This window comes from Flavobacterium sp., from assembly GCF_044376915.1.
Lineage (GTDB): Bacteria > Bacteroidota > Bacteroidia > Flavobacteriales > Flavobacteriaceae > Flavobacterium.
The window spans coordinates 1-18,831 of the sequence record NZ_JBILKB010000019.1; the positions used below are offsets into that span (position 1 = coordinate 1).

The following is an 18,831-nucleotide window of genomic DNA, read 5'->3' on the forward strand; positions in this document are numbered from 1 at the left end:
AAATGGAATTGAATATATCGATACTTTTTTAATATTTTTGTTTTGCTTACAAATGTAGCAGAAAATAATTTTTTAACGTACGAAAGATACAAAATGTTTCTCGAAAATACTGTAAATCAACAAGAGCAATTTGGTTGGATTGAAGTAATTTGTGGTTCGATGTTTTCTGGTAAAACAGAAGAGTTGATTCGCCGATTAAAACGTGCTCAATTTGCCAAACAAAAAGTGGAAATTTTCAAACCGTCTGTGGATACCCGCTATGACAACGAAATGGTCGTTTCTCACAACAAAAACGAAATTCGCTCTACTCCTGTTCCTGTGGCTGAAAATATTCGAATATTAGCGCAAGGTTGCGACGTAATTGGTATCGATGAAGCCCAGTTTTTTGACGAAGAAATTGTTGCCGTTTGTAATGATTTAGCCAATTCGGGAATTCGAGTAATTGTAGCAGGATTAGACATGGATTTTAAAGGAAATCCGTTCGGACCCATGCCTGCGTTAATGGCTACAGCCGAATATGTTACCAAAGTACATGCTGTTTGCACACGCACTGGAAATTTAGCCCATTATAGTTTTAGAAAATCAAAGGATGAAAAATTAGTAATGTTGGGCGAGACTGAAGAATATGAACCGCTCAGTAGAGCTGCTTATTTTAATGCTATTCGCGAACACAAAGAAGAAAAAGAATAATTTGAACCTCAATCTTTCCCATATTACCACTTTTTGCAATGGCGTTTTACACGGTGATGCCGCTGGTTTTTCGCCACAACATATTTCCATTGATAGCCGATCGCTACAAAACGGAAAAGACACCTTGTTTTTTGCAATTAAGGGTCAAAACCATGATGCCCATCGTTACCTTGAAGATTTAATAGCAAGGGGCGTCTGCCATTTTGTGGTAGAACATATTCCAGAAATTGTAAAAGACAAAGCAACCTTTATTGTGGTTGAAAATTCTGTATTGGCTTTGCAACAATTGGCAAGAGGATATCGCAAAACCTTCGATTTCCCATTCATTGGAATTACTGGTAGTAATGGAAAAACGGTAGTAAAAGAATGGTTGAATTTTTTATTAAGTCCGAAACATTTGATTGTTCGGAATCCCAAAAGTTATAATTCACAAGTGGGCGTTCCACTCTCCATTTTAGCCATAGAAAGCCAGTACGATTTTGGTATTTTTGAAGCAGGCATTTCATTGCCTGAAGAAATGGAACATTTAGAGTCCATCATACAACCAACCTATGGTATTTTAACCAATATTGGCGTAGCACACGATGAAGGATTTTCCAATCGTGAAACCAAAATAGCCGAAAAAATCAAACTTTTTACGCATTGCTCCGCTGTTTTTTTAAAAAAGAACACAGCCATTGAAGCCTTATTGCCGATTGGCTGTCACAAACAAACCTGGAGTTTTGAAGACCAGAGTGCTGCGGTTTTTGTCACACAAAAAAAGAAAGAAAACGGTACTGAATTAACGTTCAACTACAAAGATGTCATCTGCCATACACAAGTGCCATTTGTTGATGAACATTCTATTGAAAACGCCATTAGTTGTGTAAATTTTATGCTCTTCATAGGTGAAGATGTCGCATATATTCAAAAGCGATTGGCCGAATTATATCCTGTAGAATTGCGACTGCAAACCAAGAAAGGAATTCAAAATTGTACGGTAATTGACGACAGTTATTCGTTAGATTATCCTTCTTTGAAAATTGCCTTGGATTTTTTAGAACAGCAAAAACTGCACGATAAAAAAACGGTTATACTCTCCGATATTTTTTCGAGTGGGATTTCAACAGATGTTTTGTATGACCAAGTAAAACAACTCCTTTCCCGACACAAAATTCAACGAATAATTACGATTGGAGAAACCATTGGACATTACTTAAATAAAATGCCCAATGTCATTTCGTTTACCAATACTCAGGATTTTTTACAACAATTTAACCTGCAGTCGTTTCAAAATGAAACCGTATTAGTAAAAGGGGCGCGCGGCTTTAATTTTCACGAAATTGTTGTAGTATTAGAAGAAAAAAACCACGAAACTGTTCTCGAAATCAACCTCGATGCCATTAGTCACAACTTAAATTTTTATAAATCCAAATTGCAACCACAAACCAAAATTATGGTGATGGTGAAAGCGTTTGGGTATGGAAATGGAGGTTATGAAATTGCCAAATTATTAGAACATCACAAAGTAGATTATCTGGGTGTGGCGTTTGCCGATGAAGGCATTGCATTGCGAAACGCTGGTATTACAACGCCTATTATGGTATTAAATCCTGAAAACAGCAGTTTTAGTGCTATGATTGCCTATAATTTAGAACCCGAAATTTATTCGATTCATGGCCTACACGCTTTTTTAAAAACAGCACAGGAACAGAATATTTCGCAGTATCCTATTCATATTAAATTGGATACCGGCATGCACCGTTTGGGATTTGAATCGGATGCTATGAGTGCGTTGTGTGCGTTGCTAAAAAACAACAATTTTGTCAAAGTAAAAAGTGTCTTTACGCATTTAGCTGCAAGTGATGACCGGAATTTTGAGGCCTTTACTCAAGTGCAATTCCAACGATTTGAAACCTTATTTTCTGAAATCGAAAAGGTCATTCCACAGCAGCCTATGCGTCATATCTTGAATACGTCGGGCATTTTCAATTACCCCGAAAAACAACTGGAAATGGTGCGTTTAGGCATCGGACTGTATGGCATGGCAAATTCTGAGACCGAACGAAATGGTTTGGAAAATGTAAGCACTCTTAAAACCGTCATTTCACAACTGCGAACACTAGAACCGGGAGAAAGTATTGGCTATAGCCGACGATTCATGGTAGAAAAAACCATTCGAGTAGCTACTTTACCTATTGGTTATGCCGATGGCATTAGTAGAGCTTGGGGAAATCAAAAAGGCTATGTAACGATACAAAATCAAAAAGCAACTATTTTAGGCGCAATTTGCATGGACATGATGATGATAGATGTGACCAATATTTCTTGTAAAGAAGGCGATGAAGTAATTGTTTTTGGTGCCGCACCAACAGTTACAGAAATGGCAACAGCCATGCACACCATTTCGTATGAGATATTAACCGGAATTTCGCAACGGGTAAAACGCGTCTTTTATAAAAATTAGTAGCTATTGTTAAATCTTTGTACGGATATTCTAGTTAAACAAAATTTCTTTACTATTTTTACGGCTTAAATACAATTTTATGGCATCATCATTTGAAAATTACAACAAGCGAAGATTAATTTCTTCCTATTTCTCAGTAGTATTAAGTATTTTTTTAGTGTTATTCCTGCTAGGAACCTTGGGATTATTTGTGATTAACTCAAAGAAGATTTCGGATGATTTTAAAGAGAATATACCCATGACGGTATTCTTTAACAACGAAGCAACCGATAGTGTCATAAGTTCTTTTGATTTGGAATTAAAAAATGCCAATTTTATAAAAGATTATGCCTTCGTACACAAAGATAGTGCTGCCAAAAACAATGTAGATATTGTAGGAAAAGATTTCATGGAATTTTTAGGATTTAATCCTTTACAAAATTCGTTTGACATTCATTTAAAAGGCGATTATGTTAACGCTGCAAGCATCAAAAAAATAGAACGATCGTTTCGAAAAAATGAAATGGTTACTGAAATCATTTACGACAAAGAGTTGGTCGATCTAGTAAACAATAATGTCAAAGAAATTAGTTTTTGGATTTTAGTAGTGAGTGGTGTCTTAACCGTTGTGGCAATGTTATTGATCAATAGTTCTTTGCGTCTTTCGGTATATTCGCATCGATTTACGATCAAAACCATGCAAATGGTGGGCGCTACAAAATCATTCATCCGAAAACCGTTCATTTGGACTAGTATTAAATTAGGATTAATTGGTGCGGCGTTAGCCGTCATCGGATTGATGGGGGTAGTGGTTTATGTAGACGGCTTATTCCCAAGCCTAGGTATTGCAAAAGATTATACCGCCATCGCAATAGTGATCATTGGTATATTAGTAATTGGAACAATTATTACTTCCATTAGCACCTATTTTGCTACACAACGATTCTTAAACTTAAAAACAGATGATCTCTATTAATATTTTGCGAAGCTGTAAAGTTTTGCCAAATTAAACTATACAAAATGGAAAAAAATAACAAATCTGAATTTCTTTTTGACACCATCAATTACAAAATTTTATGGGTTGGATTAGCCGTTATTGCACTAGGTTTCTTATTAATGAGTGGCGGGGGCAGTGAAGATCCTTCGGTTTTTAATGAAGAGATTTTTAGTTTTAGACGCATCCGCTTAGCACCAGCTTTAGTGTTACTTGGTTTCGGAATTACGATTTATTCGATCTTAAAAAACCCTAAGAATTCGTAATTGGATATCACGAATAGTACTATTCATTAGTCGCTAATCACTAATCACACAAAATGAATACACTACAAGCTATTGTCCTGGCTATTATTGAGGGAATCACTGAGTTTTTACCTGTTTCTTCAACAGGACACATGATTGTTGCTTCTTCCTTTTTTGGGATTGCTCAGGACGACTTTACCAAACTTTTTACCATTGTAATCCAATTAGGAACCATACTTTCTGTTATTGTATTATACTTTAAACGCTTTTTCCAAACCCTTGATTTTTATTTTAAATTAGTTGTAGCCTTTATCCCGGCCGTAATTTTTGGATTGCTACTAGGAGATTTCATTGATGGATTACTAGAAAATCCAATAACAGTTGCCGTTTCACTCATCGTGGGCGGAATGCTATTGCTAAAAGTAGATGATTGGTTTGGTGCATCCGAAGGAACAGAAATATCCTATCGTACGGCATTTAAAATTGGGTTGTTTCAATGTCTGGCTATGATTCCAGGTGTTTCAAGAAGTGGTGCTAGCATTGTAGGTGGGATGACACAAAAAATATCGCGAACAACTGCTGCCGAATTTTCATTTTTCTTAGCCATTCCTACCATGTTAGGCGCAACCTTAAAAAAATCCTACGATTATTATAAAGCTGGTTTTGTGCTTTCTGAGGATCAAATCAATCTGCTTATCATAGGAAATATTGTTGGTTTTCTCGTTGCACTCATTGCCATCAAATCGTTTATTGGTTATTTGACAAAAAATGGCTTTAGGATTTTTGGTTATTATAGAATACTGGCAGGTATAGTGATCTTAGTTGTGCACTTCTTCATTCAAAAATTAACTATTATCTAATGACGTCTGAAGAAATTTTAGCGGGAAGCGTAATTCTAATAGACAAACCGCTTACATGGAGTTCGTTTCAGGCGGTAAACAAATTGAAGTACCTCTTAAAACGTAAGTTTGATTTACCCAAGAAATTTAAAATTGGACACGCGGGAACCTTGGATCCGCTCGCAACGGGTTTACTCATCATTTGTACAGGTAAATTCACTAAAAAAATTACCGAAATTCAAGCGCAAGCCAAAGAATACACTGGAACTATAGTATTAGGAGCGACTACCCCATCTTATGATTTAGAAACCGAAATAAACGCTCATTTCACAACCGAACATCTTACGGAAGAATTGATTTTTGAAGCGACCCAACAGTTTATTGGCGAAATTGACCAAAAACCTCCGGTTTTTTCGGCTATAAAAAAAGACGGTAAACGACTTTATGAACATGCACGTGCAGGGGAAGAAGTCGAAATACAAACGAGAAAAACAACCATTTTCGAATTTCAAATTACACGCATTCAATTACCCGAAGTCGATTTTAGAATCACATGTAGCAAGGGGACTTACATTCGATCTGTTGCTTATGATTTTGGCTTAGCCCTACAATCGGGTGGGCACTTATCGGCATTAAGACGCAATAAAATTGGCGATTACAGCGTTATCAATGCAGTAACACCTGTAGAATTTGAAAAATTAATGCACGATGAAATCTAAATTGTTACTTTTTAGCCTGTTCCTAATCCATTGGTCTTTTGCACAAGTTGAAACCACCATAAATGATTCGGCTGATATAAAACCAGAGACTAAGATTACTTTTACACAATTTGAACTTTCTGTTCCTTTACAAGGAAACAAAAATAGAGGCGAAGTTTTTCCCGACGGCAGTGTAAATAATAGTTGGTTTGTCCCCGAAGGTATCAACTGTTCTTTTGGTTACGGTATTCACCTAAACAAATGGCTCGGATGGAGTGCACATACAGGAATTGGAATGAGATTATCGGAAAAATTAATTGTTGCACCAGTATTTTCTAATTGGCGCATCATGCCAAAAATTGGCGAAGAAACACGAGTGGGTATCGATGTGGGAATTGGCCGTTCTTTTGCCATTGGAAGAGGCGATTTATCCGGCATGTATAAACGCGTAAAATTTAATCTAGAAGCTTCCGATTTGCAGCTTTTTCTAGAAATTACTTCCTATGGCTTTCAACTTCATAATACACCTCAAGGAAGCATCAGTGTTGGATTTGAATTACTATCCTTTTAAATGAAAAAATTACTCACCTTCCTTCTTTTCGTTTCTTTTGCGGGTTTTTCACAAAAACTAACCCTTAAATCAGGAGATCTTCTTTTTCAATCCATGAATTGTGGACCACTTTGCGAGGCGATTAATGAAGTGACATCAGGGTATCAAGGACGCGATTTTAGTCATTTGGGATTGGTATACCTTAAAAATGATTCCATTTATGTTATTGAAGCAGCAGGTACCGAAGTCAAAATAACGCCTTTCGAAACCTTCAAAACTTACACCACTGAAAAAATGTTTGTGGGCCGATTAAAACAAAAATACCGAGCGCTTATTCCAGAAGCCATTGCTTTTGCTTTGCAACAAATTGGTGTACCATATGATGAAGAATATGTGTACAATAATGGAAAATACTATTGTTCGGAATTGCTATATGACGCTTTCTTACATGCAAATAAAAAACCATTTTTTGAATTATTTCCCATGACTTTCAAATCCCCAAAATCAAACGAATTCTTTGAGGTATGGGCCGAATATTACAAAAAATTACATATGGAAATTCCGGAAGGCAAACCCGGTTGTAATCCGGGAGGCATTTCAACTTCTGATAAATTGAAGATTATTGGAACGGTAAATTAAAACCAAAAAGGCATTTAGAATTGACGCATGATTTCCGAAATTTCTTGCTGAATGGATATGCCTTTATCGTGTAAATACCATTTTTGCAATTCAATTTTTCCAGTTTCATCCACTACTCCGTGAGTGGCTTTGTATTCTTCAATCAATTGTTTAGCCCCTAGAGGACGAGGACCCCAATCGGCAACTACATTTAATGTTTGAGCGTCTAAAATGATTAATTTTGGAATGGACTTTGCGCCGTTGGTTAGAAACAGCTGCATAAGAGCGTCATGATCATCTCGCAATACAATATTAAGTTGGATGGTATTTGATGCCTCACTCATTTTATTTAAAACCGGCAAAATTTGTGCCGCATCTCCGCACCAGCTTTCAGCTAATACCAACCAAATAACATTTTTAGAACTGTTTTGTAGCGTTTGAATGACTGCATCGGTTAGGGTAATGGTTTTCTCCAAACGATTCATTCGGGTTTCGTTCAACTCGGCATAATGCGCTAATGCTTCCGAAAGATCATGTCCTGTTGGCTTCTCTTGTGCAACAAGATCCGATGCTAATTTTCGGTATTCGGCATAGGAAAAACTATTTTGTAATGCGTTTTGAATTATTGCTATCATTTTCTTTGTTTTAATGCTACAAAAATAGCGTAATTTTCGGAAAAGCTTGGTAAGATATGTTACACAAGCGCAACTACAATTGAAATAATACAGACGCTTTATCGTGCATGTATGTGAATTACAAATTTGTTCGAATAAATGTTGCTTACATTTTTTTTAGGAAAAAACGAATTAACTATATTTGCACAACAAAATTATACATTCTAATGAAGTACAAAAGAATTCTTCTGAAATTAAGCGGCGAAGCTTTAATGGGAGATCGACAATATGGTATCGATCCACAACGATTAGCAGAGTATGCCACAGAGATCAAACAGATACATGATAAAGGAGTAGAAATCGCTATCGTTATTGGTGGAGGTAATATTTTTAGAGGAGTCTCAGGCGCAAGCAATGGAATGGATAGAGTACAAGGAGATTACATGGGAATGCTGGCTACCGTAATTAATGGTATGGCATTACAAGGTGCCTTGGAAGAAGCAGGAATGCAAACGCGTTTACAAACGGCGTTGAAAATTGAGGCTATAGCCGAACCCTATATCAAAAGAAAAGCAACGCGTCATCTCGAGAAGGGTCGTATTGTTATCTTTGGTGCGGGGACAGGAAATCCTTATTTTACAACCGACACTGCAGCTGTATTAAGAGGTATTGAAGTGAGTGCAGATGTAATATTAAAAGGTACTCGTGTAGACGGTGTATATACATCGGATCCTGAAAAAAATGCAGATGCCGTTAAATTTGATTACATTTCATTTGAAGATGTTTTGGCAAAAGGATTGAATGTAATGGATACAACCGCTTTTACATTGAGTCAAGAAAATAAATTACCAATTATTGTATTTGACATGAATAAAGCTGGTAATCTATTGAAAGTATGTAACGGAGATACTATTGGAACAACGGTAACTATATAATTTTGTTACTTGTTGCCTCTTGTTAATGTTGTTAACTTGAAACCTGAAACCTTAATTTTGAAACAAAAAAATGACAGAAGAAATTAACTTTATTTTAGAAAGTGCTAAAGAAGCAATGTTGGGTTCTGTTGCCCATTTAGAAAAAGAATTTTTAAACATTAGAGCGGGCAAAGCTTCCCCTCAAATGCTGGGTGGTGTTTTTGTAGATTATTACGGTTCGCAAACCCCATTATCACAAGTAGCCAATATCAATGCTGCAGACGCCAGAACACTTACCGTTACGCCTTGGGAAAAAAACATGTTGCATCCTATTGAAAAGGCCATCATGATTGCCAACTTAGGTTTAAATCCGATGAACAATGGTGATAATATTATTATCAATATTCCAGCGTTGACTGAAGAAAGAAGACGCGACTTAGTAAAACAAGCCAAGGCAGAAGCAGAAGAAGCAAAAATTGGAATTAGAAATCACAGAAAAGATGCCAATTCCGACATTAAAAAAGAAGAAAAAGACGGTACCGCGGAAGATATCTGTAAAAAAGCTGAGGAAGACGTTCAAAAATTAACGGATTCTTTTATTAAGAAAATTGACGATATTTTAGCTATTAAAGAAGCTGAAATTATGAAAGTATAAATTTAAATCCCGATTCACACTCGGGATTTTTTATTTTAAATATCTTTGTAATCTATAGAAAAATGCTCATGAACTATTTTTGGTCTTTATTGTGTTTTCTTTTTTCTTCAAGTTTGATAGCGCAAACCAACATCAAAGGGCAAGTTGTTGATTTTGACAGTAAGGTTCCCATCGCTTTTGCTTTGATTTCTTATAATAAAGCTGTCATAAGTGCCGATTGGGAGGGGAAATTTAATTTGACAGTCGAAGATCCTAAACTCCCCATAAAAATAAATTACCCAGGTTATCACGAAAAAATAGCCTATCCTGATGGTTTAAGTAAGATAATAACCATTAAATTAATCCTTGATTTAAGCCGTAAAAGGACAGAAATATACTCTGAAATTCAAGTAAATAATATCATAAAAAAGGTTATTGAAAATAAAAAAAATAACGACCCTACAAAAGTGCTTTCGAGCTTTGAGTATAAAAATTATGAATATCTTCAAGTAACAGCAAATCCGGATAGTATTTCATCAAATATAGATACAATCTTCAAAAACAAATGGTTTAGAAAACCCCGAATAAAATTGGACTCCACCAATTATAAATTCAAAAAGGTGGTTGAAAAACAACATTTGTACCAAACTGAAAAGGTAAATTTAATTGCGTTTGCCGATAATAAAAGTAAAGAAACAATTTTAGCTACTCGAATGGCTGGTTTTGATCAACCATTGTATGAATACTTGGGGTTAAAATTGGTCTCCTATTCTGTATATGAAAATCCGTTTGAAATACTCGAAATTCCTGTTCAAAATCCCATTTCAAACTACGGAAGACGACTGTATTCTTATAAACTAATTGATACGGTTTCCATTGCAGGACGTAAGGCGTTTCGAATCTATTTCCAACCCAAAAAATTCAATGGAAATAAACTTCGAGGCTTATTGTATATTGATACTGAAACACATGCCATTTCAAAAGCCTACTATCGAATTTATGGCGTAGTCAACATTCAGGCAACGTATACGTTCACGTATTTGAAAGATGCCGGACTTTGGTTTCCAGAAAAACGATATATTAAAGTACAAAAAGGCACAAATTATGAGGACATTAATTTATTGGGCGGCACTATAAAATTTACTTCATCACTCGACTTCAGCGAAAGAAAAAACGCAACCGATCAAGCGTATTTATATCTCGAGTCTACTCCTTTTGATGTTAAAATTAATCAGCCAATACAACATTCTAAACCTAAAGTCAAAATTGAAGTACCGGCAACGAGTTTAAAAAAATCATTGGATTATTGGACAACATTTACAAAAGACACCTTAGACCAAAGAAAAATAAAAACCTATACTACCATTGATAGTTTATCGCTTTCGGGAAAAATTGAAGATAAAATTTTTCTAGGGCGAAAAATAATTAACGGTTATTTTCCAGTTTCTGTAATCGATATTGATCTTCGAAGTGTTATTAAATACAATCATTATGAAGGTTTTCGATTGGGTATCGGTGGTGTAACCAACAATCGCTTTGCATCCCGATACAAAATTGCCTTTTATGGCGCTTACGGATTAAAAGATATGGAAACAAAGTATGGCATAACACCCTCCTATTTGGCTCATCAAACATCAGAAACATGGATAAGTGCATCTTATTCTAATGATATTACAGAAATTGCCCAAACCAATTTTGCTACAGATACACGACGTTTTAAAATTTACGACCCACGCCCATTAAATATTACCACATTCTACAACAATAAGAATACTTCTGTTTTTGTAGAAAGCAAAATTTTACCTAAAACTGCTGGTTATTTTGCCATTTCAAAAAGCCAAATTAAACCGTTATTTGATTATACATTCGTTCACAAGGGTATTTCCTATGCCGATTATTCCATCACTTCACTACAACTCGGTTTCCAATGGAATCCATTTAGCAATTATATGCAAACTCCGGTTGGTAAAATTGAAATTGAAAAACGCCATCCCAAATTTTCAATACAATATACCCAAACCTTGCCGAACGTTTTGGGTAATGATTTTGAATTTTCGAAGATCGATTTTAAAACCTATTATGAACTACCCTACTTATCGGGACAAAAAAGCTCATTGTTAATACAAACCGGAATTGCTTTTGGAGCAGTTCCAATTACACATTTATATAGCATACAGCCTAATAATCTGAATCGAGATGCTGTATTGCAACGGATTACATTTTCTGGAAAGAACAGTTTTGAAACCATGTATTTCAACGAATTTTTCTCAAATAAATACATTTCATTACAACTAAAACACACCTTTAACAAAATACTATTGGCCCCAAAAATCAACCCTGAATTTACAGTAGTTACACGTATGGCATTTGGCTCCAATAACCAAGCTACCCAACACCTCGGAATCGCCTACAAAACCATGGAACAAGGATTTTTTGAAAGTGGTGTTGAATGCAATAAACTTTTCAAAGGATTTGGCTTAGTGGCCTTTTATCGATACGGCCCCTATCAATTAGCTCATTTTGAAGATAACATCGCTTTGAAAATTTCTTTTCTGTTGGATTTAGGGATATAATTATTCCATAATTTATGCCATCGGAAGTCCAATTAATTAAGCAAGAATACCTACCTTTGCCACTTAATTTTTGAGAGATGTTAAAGTGGTTCAACACCAATTTTTGGGATTTTATCGCCAGCAAAATTTTACGAAACAGAATTGGCTTATTAGCAGTCGTTGCGCTATTTACCCTTTTTATGGCTTCGCAATGGAAGTATATAAAATTTACAAACACTGAAGCCAATCTGTTACCTGCGACTGAAAAAGCGAATATAGAATACAATGCTTTTTTAGAAAAATTTGGCGAGGAAGGGAACCTTATCGTAATTGGTATTCAGGGCCAACAAATTTTTACACCAAAAATTTATGCAGCTTGGGAGAAGTTGATGCGTCAACTTAAAAAAAATCCAGAAGTCGACGGAATTATTTCGCTCAACGACTTAAAAAAATTACAAAAAAACGACAGCCTCTCTTCCTTTGAATTGACTACTTTAGTTGATCCTTTAAAAACAAAAAATGCTGCTTATTTAAATAAAATAAAGAACGAATTACTAACACAAATGCCTTTTTATGAAGGGCTATTATTCAATCATTCGGGAATTATTCGATCTGCTATTTATTTAGATAAAAAAATAGTAAATACCCCCAAACGCAAAAATTTAGTATTATTTAAAATTATCCCAGCCATTGAAACTTTTGAAAAAGAAACAAAAGTAGATTTGCACGTTTCGGGCATGCCTTATATTCGATCGCTCAATTCTGAATATATCATTAGCGAAATTAGTCTCTTTATTGGAGCGGCATTGGGGATAACTTCTTTGATTTTCTTTTTCTTTTTTAGATCCTTCCGAACAACATTAATTTCTATGTGTATTGTCATTGTAGGCGTTATGTGGTCGTTTGGATTTTTAGGATTACTGCGTTATGAAATTACCGTACTAACCGCGTTAGTCCCCACATTAATGATCGTTATTGGAATTCCAAATTGTATTTTCTTAACCAATAAGTACCATCAAGAATGTAGAATACATGGCAATCAAGCTAAAGCATTAGTTCGTGTAATCACAAAAGTAGGAACACCCACCTTGATTACCAATCTAACTACTTCGTTTGGGTTTGCAACGTTTATTGTGACCAATAATGAGCTGTTAAAAGAATTTGGTGTAGTCACTTCAATGAACATTATTGCCTTGTTCTTTTTATGTCTTTTTGTAATACCGGTGGCCTACAGTTACATGTCTATTCCCAAAGAACGCCATTTGGATCATTTGGAACGAAGCTATGCTGTTCGTTTTTTAAACTGGGTGCAAAAGACCATAAAAAACAGAAGAACTGTAGTGTATGTTGTGGTAATCGTACTGCTAACTTCGGGCACTTTAGGGATTTTCAAAATGCGAATTTCAGGAAGTTTAATTGAAGACATGCCAAAAAAAGCAGCCTTCTATGATGATATTGTGTTTTTTGAAAAGGAATTTGATGGCGTTATGCCTATTGAAATACTAATTGATACCAAAAAGAAAAAAGGGGTCATGAAATTAGCAACCTTAAAAAGAATGGATGAGTTGCAACAAGCGATTGATTCGATACCTGAATTATCAAAGCCTATTTCTATAGTAAATTTGGTCAAGTATTCTAAACAAGCTTATTATAATAATAATCCTGAATATTACGAATTACCTTCTTCGCAAGAACAAGCTTTTATATTATCGTTTGCCAAAAATTCGATAAAAAACAGCAAAGACAATGTAATGAAAAGTTATGTTGATGCAACCGGTCAATACACGCGAATTACTACTTTTATTAAAGATGAAGGCATCAATAATTTAGATGCAATTGAAGCAAAATTGCAGCGCAAAATCAACGAACTATTTCCAAAAGAACTGTATGCCGTTTCCATCACAGGAAAAGCTGTAGTGTTTCAAAAAGGAACTAAATATTTATTAGACAACTTACTGCAGTCTTTATTGTTGTCGGTATTTATAACGGCTTTATTAATTGCCTTTATGTTTCGTTCGGTTAAAATGATCTTGGTGGCTTTACTGCCCAATTTATTGCCTTTATTAATGACGGCTGGTATTATGGGCTATTTTAATATTCCTTTAAAACCATCAACTATTTTAGTGTTTGGAATTGCCTTTGGACTATCTGTTGACGACACCATACGTTTCTTAGCAGAATACCGCCAAGCCTTAACACGTAACAATTGGAAAATTAAAAAATCTGTTTTTGCAACCATTAACGAATCGGGGTTAAGTATGTTCTATACTTCGGTAGTATTGTTTTCAGGATTTTCGGTATTTATGTTGTCTAGTTTTGGAGGGACCATTGCTTTAGGTGGTTTGGTTTCGATCACTTTATTGTTTGGCATGTTATCAAATTTGGTCTTATTGCCTTCACTAGTATTGACCCTGAATAAAAAATTAACCAATCAGCAAGAATTTGTTGAACCAACTATCAATATATTAAGTGATGAAGAAGTTGGTGCAGTCGATAATATTAAAATAAACGGATTTTCCGAAGAAAATTTTGAAGCAGAAAATTCAAACGAGAAATAGTATATTTTTCTTTCGTGTTATCTTTGCCAAAGGACACAAAGAACCAACATTATAAACTTGAAAGCCTTATATAATATTGAAATTTTATGTAGGTTTGCACATAAATAAATTTGGAAATGAAACATTCAAAAATAATTGACCTTTTAAACAGTTCGAAAAAACTACATGAAGTAACGGCTAAAGGTTGGGTTAGAACATTTAGAAACAATCAATTTATTGCATTGAACGATGGTTCAACGCTACATAATATTCAATGCGTTGTGGATTTTGAAAACACCGCAGATGAAACCTTAAAAAGAATTACAACAGGAGCCGCTATTTGTGTAACCGGTACCTTGGCTGAAAGTCGCGGTGCGGGACAACAAGTAGAGATTCAAGTGACTAAATTAGAAATTTTAGGTGATAGCGATGCCGAAAAGTTTCCCATGCAACCCAAAAAACACTCGTTAGAATTTCTTCGCGAAAATGCGCATTTACGAGTGAGAACAAATACTTTTGGAGCTGTAATGCGTGTGCGTTCAACCCTCTCTTTTGCGGTGCACCAATACTTTCAAGAAAATGGTTTTTTCTATGTGAATACTCCTATCATTACTGGATCAGATGCAGAAGGAGCCGGCGAAATGTTTCAAGTTACAGCACTACCTATAGATGGATCTGCACCCAGAACAGAAGACGGAGCCATCAACTACAAAGAAGACTTTTTCGGCAAACAAACCAATCTTACGGTTTCGGGACAATTAGAGGGCGAAACTTTTGCAATGGCATTGGGTCAAATTTATACGTTCGGTCCTACGTTCCGTGCGGAGAATTCCAACACCTCACGTCACTTGGCCGAATTTTGGATGATTGAGCCCGAAGTGGCTTTTAATGATTTGGCCGACAACATGGATTTAGCCGAAGACTTCATCAAATATGTCATCAAATATACCGTTGATAAATGTGGGGACGACTTGAAATTTTTAGAAGGCCGACTTCTCGAAGAAGAAAAAGCTAAACCACAAGCCGATCGAAGCGAAATGGCGTTGTTAGAAAAATTAAACTTCGTTTTAGAAAACAACTTCAAACGCGTTTCTTATACCGAAGCTATTGATATTTTAAAAGATTCAACTCCCAATAAAAAGAAAAAATTCCAATACATTATTAACGAGTGGGGTGCAGATTTACAGAGTGAGCACGAACGCTTTTTAGTGGAAAAACACTTCAAATGTCCGGTAATATTATTTGATTATCCTGCAAAAATAAAAGCGTTTTATATGCGTTTAAATGAAGACGGGAAAACGGTGCGAGCCATGGATATCTTATTCCCAGGAATTGGAGAAATTGTCGGCGGTTCGCAAAGAGAAGAACGCTATGACGTGTTAGTAGAAAAAATGAAAGCCTTAAGTATCGACGAGGAGGAATTGTGGTGGTATTTGGATACCCGAAAATTTGGATCTGCCGTACACTCAGGATTTGGATTAGGATTTGAACGTTTGGTGCTTTTTGTAACAGGAATGACCAACATTAGAGATGTAATACCGTTTCCAAGAACGCCACAGAACGCAGAGTTTTAATAATGCAATAGGCATTAGGCTCAAAGCATAATGCATAAAGCTTAAAGCTAAATATAATGTTAAAACACAGTTTACAGTTCAAATTATCGCAAAAATTATCGCCGCAACAAATTCAATTGATGAAGTTGATTCAATTGCCTACTCAAGCTTTTGAACAGCGTCTTCAAGAGGAATTAGTGGAGAATCCAGCTTTAGAAGAAAACAGTAAAGAAGAAGAATATGAGCGAGATGATTTTGAAGTAAACACCAATGATGATGATTATGATGATTTCGACAACGATAGAATCGACACTCAAGATATCAACATCGACGAATATTTAAGCAACGACGAAACCCCAGATTATAAATACCAAATCAACAATTACAGCGATGATGACGATGACCGATCGACTCCATTTGCTGCGCCTGTTAGTTTTCACCAAGACTTAATCAATCAGTTAAATACTTTTATTTTACGGGAAGACGAACGCGATATTGCCGAATTTTTAGTGGGCAGTATTGACGATATGGGTTACATCCGAAGAACCACACAAGATATCGTAGACGATTTAGCATTTACACAAGGTATTTATACCGATGAAGCCTCTGTCGAACGCATCTTGCATTTGGTGCAAGAATTGGAACCTGTGGGCGTAGGCGCACGCGATTTGCAAGAATGCCTATTGCTTCAATTGAAACACAAAACGCCCTCAGAGGGACTTACATTAGCCATCAATATTATCGAACAACAGTTTGAAGCATTCAGTAAGAAACATTATGATAAATTGTTGCAAAAATTTGATGTAACCCAACAGCAACTCAAAAAAGCAATTGATGAAATTGAAAAACTAAATCCGAAACCAGGAGGTAGTTTTGATGGCAATCAAAAAATGATCGAACACATTGTTCCTGATTTTACCATTCGAATTGTAGACGGTGAATTGGAATTGCTATTGAACGGAAGAAATGCCCCAGAACTGCATGTGTCCAAAGATTACCAGGAAATGTTGCAAAGCTACAAAGACACTGCCGATCGTTCCACAGCACAAAAAGAAGCCGTGCAATTTATCAAACAAAAATTAGATTCTGCCAAATGGTTTATTGATGCCATCAAACAGCGAAACGAAACGCTATATGTTACCATGAATGCCATCATGTACTATCAGCGGGACTATTTTTTGGAAGGAGAAGAAGCTAAACTTCGCCCAATGATTCTAAAAGATATTGCCGACCTAGTGGGATTAGATATTTCTACCATTTCTCGCGTGGCCAATAGCAAATATGTAGACACGCCTTATGGAACCAAATTAATCAAAGAATTTTTCAGTGAATCGATGACCAATGATCAAGGAGAGGAAGTTTCAACCATAGAGATAAAAAACATCCTTCAACAGGTCATTTCAGAGGAAGATAAAAAGAAACCATTACCCGATGATCAATTGGCCGAAATATTAAAAGAAAAAGGATATCCAATTGCGCGTCGAACCATTGCTAAATATAGAGAACAATTAGACATTCCAGTAGCACGCTTGCGAAAAAAAATATAAGATGGACGCTAAAAAAATATTACCTGTTTTTTCCTATATTTTTCATCCCATCTTTATTTCCTTTTACGGAACGGTATTTTTCTTTTCTATTGCGAAAAATTTCTACTACCCTCCTCAAATATATGTAACATTACTTCAAGTCGTTATCGTAACGCTCTTGCTGCCGTTGTCAATGTATTTTTTATTTCGCTCGTTGGGGATGTTGCAATCGTTTACCGAAGCCAGTTTAAAAGAACGACAAATGCCAATTGCAATTCAAGCCATACTATTATTTTTATTAGTGAAGTATAGTATATCGCAAGAAGTTTGTACCGAACTATATTATTTCTTTCTTGGAGGCTTATTCAGTGCCGTGTTAGTGCTTGCTGCCGTTTTATTTAAATTTAAAGCCAGCTTACACATGATGGGAATTAGTGCTTTAACGGCTTTTATTTTCGGTTTGAGCAACTATTATGAAGGGTCTTTAACATATAGTATTGGGTTGTGCATTCTTTTTATGGGATGTGTAGCCTCTTCAAGATTGTATAAAAAGGCGCATACTCCCATTGAATTAGTGGCTGGGATACTTCTGGGTATGCTTCCTCAAGTAGCGCTAATGGCCTATTGGTTATAGGATATAGAATTTCAGCCCAATGTGTAAGGCCGAAGAATTATTTTCAACAGCTGTTTTGTTTTTTTCAAAGATTGGTTGTAACCCATAATAGATATAGGGATTCCAAGTATTGAATCCAAAAGAAACATATACTCCATATTGCCAATCATTCAACCTATTTTTGAGATTTTCAGACTTGTTACCTTGGGTATCCGATTCATAATTGAGTTTTCCATTTAACAAATAACTCGCTTTTATCCCCGTATGGATGCGCCAAAATTTATGACTTTCTGGAGTCGCATTGCGCCAACGGATTTCAATGGGCACTTCCAAATAATGCAATTGAATACTGCTTCTCACTTCGTCTAGGGTTGCAATAGTGGGCAAGGAAATGGCTTGTGGGTTTATGTTCTGCTTGATATCCGTATAAGCGTAACCCAATCCTGGAGCAATAGACCAGTGTCTGTTTTTAGTAAAAGGAAAATCTCTGAAAAACCCTGCCGTAAATCCTGTAGAAAAAGAATATTGACTGGCATTATCGGGTTTGTTTTGCAATAAGTTATAAGACACCGAAACATACATCTGATCTTCTCTAAATAAAGAATCGACTGCATTCCCTTCGGTTTGTGAAAAACCAAGGATCGATACCAATAGAAATAGATAACAAATTCTATTCATGTGTGCTATGCGTTGAAAATCAGCAGAGAGGAAGGGATTCGAACCCTCGATACAGTTACCCATATACAAACTTTCCAGGCTTGCTCCTTCAACCACTCGGACACCTCTCTAAATTCTATGTAAAATAAGTAAAAAAAAAACGGCTGTGAAA

Annotated in this window: 17 protein-coding genes and 1 tRNA gene; 15 read left to right on the forward strand and 3 right to left on the reverse strand. The window is 35.8% G+C overall.

The features are described from left to right. Positions 1 to 93: 93 nt before the first annotated feature. The 8 genes from ACIQ6Z_RS03435 (at position 94) to ACIQ6Z_RS03470 (ending at position 7,080) form a co-directional block, all read left to right on the forward strand. Positions 94 to 690, forward strand: coding sequence for a thymidine kinase (locus tag ACIQ6Z_RS03435; RefSeq protein WP_396209536.1), 597 nt, complete (start codon positions 94 to 96; stop codon positions 688 to 690). A gap of 1 nt (position 691) precedes the next feature. Beyond that, positions 692 to 3,136, forward strand: a complete 2,445-nt coding sequence (locus tag ACIQ6Z_RS03440) for a bifunctional UDP-N-acetylmuramoyl-tripeptide:D-alanyl-D-alanine ligase/alanine racemase (RefSeq protein WP_396209537.1) — start codon at positions 692 to 694, stop codon at positions 3,134 to 3,136. A gap of 79 nt (positions 3,137 to 3,215) precedes the next feature. After that, on the forward strand, positions 3,216 to 4,091 hold the full coding sequence (locus ACIQ6Z_RS03445; RefSeq protein WP_396209538.1) for a cell division protein FtsX: 876 nt from the start codon (positions 3,216 to 3,218) through the stop codon (positions 4,089 to 4,091). 44 nt (positions 4,092 to 4,135) lie between these two features. Continuing rightward, the gene (locus ACIQ6Z_RS03450) at positions 4,136 to 4,375 is read left to right on the forward strand and encodes a DUF3098 domain-containing protein (protein WP_396209539.1); all 240 of its coding nucleotides are present in this window, start codon (positions 4,136 to 4,138) and stop codon (positions 4,373 to 4,375) included. A 53-nt stretch (positions 4,376 to 4,428) separates the two neighbouring features. Next, positions 4,429 to 5,214, forward strand: coding sequence for an undecaprenyl-diphosphate phosphatase (locus tag ACIQ6Z_RS03455; RefSeq protein WP_396209540.1), 786 nt, complete (start codon positions 4,429 to 4,431; stop codon positions 5,212 to 5,214). After that, on the forward strand, positions 5,214 to 5,912 hold the full coding sequence (truB, locus tag ACIQ6Z_RS03460; protein ID WP_396209541.1) for a tRNA pseudouridine(55) synthase TruB: 699 nt from the start codon (positions 5,214 to 5,216) through the stop codon (positions 5,910 to 5,912). The genes ACIQ6Z_RS03455 and truB overlap by 1 nt, the downstream gene beginning before the upstream one ends. Next, complete coding sequence (locus ACIQ6Z_RS03465; RefSeq protein WP_396209542.1) at positions 5,902 to 6,462, forward strand: hypothetical protein; 561 nt, start codon at positions 5,902 to 5,904, stop codon at positions 6,460 to 6,462. Before truB ends, ACIQ6Z_RS03465 begins: the two co-directional genes overlap by 11 nt. After that, complete coding sequence (locus tag ACIQ6Z_RS03470) at positions 6,463 to 7,080, forward strand: YiiX/YebB-like N1pC/P60 family cysteine hydrolase (RefSeq protein WP_396209543.1); 618 nt, start codon at positions 6,463 to 6,465, stop codon at positions 7,078 to 7,080. It abuts the gene before it with no gap. A gap of 14 nt (positions 7,081 to 7,094) precedes the next feature. Here the strand turns inward: ACIQ6Z_RS03470 and ACIQ6Z_RS03475 are convergent, their stop codons facing one another. Next, positions 7,095 to 7,694 carry a thioredoxin family protein gene (locus ACIQ6Z_RS03475; RefSeq protein ID WP_396209544.1) on the reverse strand — a complete coding sequence of 200 codons (600 nt, stop codon included), beginning with the start codon at positions 7,692 to 7,694 and terminating at the stop codon, positions 7,095 to 7,097. Positions 7,695 to 7,900: 206 nt separating this feature from the next. Here ACIQ6Z_RS03475 and pyrH point away from each other — a divergent pair, with 206 nt between their 5' ends. The 7 genes from pyrH (at position 7,901) to ACIQ6Z_RS03510 (ending at position 18,023) form a co-directional block, all read left to right on the forward strand. Further along, the gene (gene pyrH / locus ACIQ6Z_RS03480) at positions 7,901 to 8,608 is read left to right on the forward strand and encodes a UMP kinase (RefSeq protein ID WP_396209545.1); all 708 of its coding nucleotides are present in this window, start codon (positions 7,901 to 7,903) and stop codon (positions 8,606 to 8,608) included. Positions 8,609 to 8,678: 70 nt separating this feature from the next. After that, positions 8,679 to 9,242 carry a ribosome recycling factor gene (frr, locus tag ACIQ6Z_RS03485; RefSeq protein ID WP_396209546.1) on the forward strand — a complete coding sequence of 188 codons (564 nt, stop codon included), beginning with the start codon at positions 8,679 to 8,681 and terminating at the stop codon, positions 9,240 to 9,242. Between the two features lie 68 nt (positions 9,243 to 9,310). Beyond that, the gene (locus tag ACIQ6Z_RS03490; protein WP_396209547.1) at positions 9,311 to 11,794 is read left to right on the forward strand and encodes a DUF5686 family protein; all 2,484 of its coding nucleotides are present in this window, start codon (positions 9,311 to 9,313) and stop codon (positions 11,792 to 11,794) included. A gap of 77 nt (positions 11,795 to 11,871) precedes the next feature. After that, on the forward strand, positions 11,872 to 14,331 hold the full coding sequence (locus tag ACIQ6Z_RS03495) for an RND family transporter (RefSeq protein WP_396209548.1): 2,460 nt from the start codon (positions 11,872 to 11,874) through the stop codon (positions 14,329 to 14,331). 116 nt (positions 14,332 to 14,447) lie between these two features. Beyond that, entirely contained in the window at positions 14,448 to 15,884 is a 1,437-nt protein-coding gene (asnS, locus tag ACIQ6Z_RS03500; RefSeq protein ID WP_396209549.1) for an asparagine--tRNA ligase, read from the forward strand. Positions 15,885 to 15,940: 56 nt separating this feature from the next. Further along, positions 15,941 to 17,410: an RNA polymerase factor sigma-54 gene (gene rpoN / locus ACIQ6Z_RS03505; RefSeq protein WP_396209550.1), complete on the forward strand. Its 1,470-nt coding sequence runs from the start codon at positions 15,941 to 15,943 to the stop codon at positions 17,408 to 17,410. Position 17,411: 1 nt separating this feature from the next. Next, positions 17,412 to 18,023 (forward strand): hypothetical protein, encoded by a 612-nt coding sequence (locus tag ACIQ6Z_RS03510; RefSeq protein WP_396209551.1) that lies wholly within the window; start codon positions 17,412 to 17,414, stop codon positions 18,021 to 18,023. On the opposite strand, the gene ACIQ6Z_RS03515 is transcribed toward ACIQ6Z_RS03510, so the two are convergent. Together ACIQ6Z_RS03515 and ACIQ6Z_RS03520 are read right to left on the reverse strand one after the other, a co-directional pair. Continuing rightward, complete coding sequence (locus tag ACIQ6Z_RS03515) at positions 18,018 to 18,743, reverse strand: porin family protein (RefSeq protein ID WP_396209552.1); 726 nt, start codon at positions 18,741 to 18,743, stop codon at positions 18,018 to 18,020. The genes ACIQ6Z_RS03510 and ACIQ6Z_RS03515 overlap by 6 nt on opposite strands. Next, positions 18,704 to 18,790, reverse strand: a tRNA-Ser gene (locus ACIQ6Z_RS03520). The genes ACIQ6Z_RS03515 and ACIQ6Z_RS03520 overlap by 40 nt, the downstream gene beginning before the upstream one ends. Positions 18,791 to 18,831: the final 41 nt, after the last annotated feature.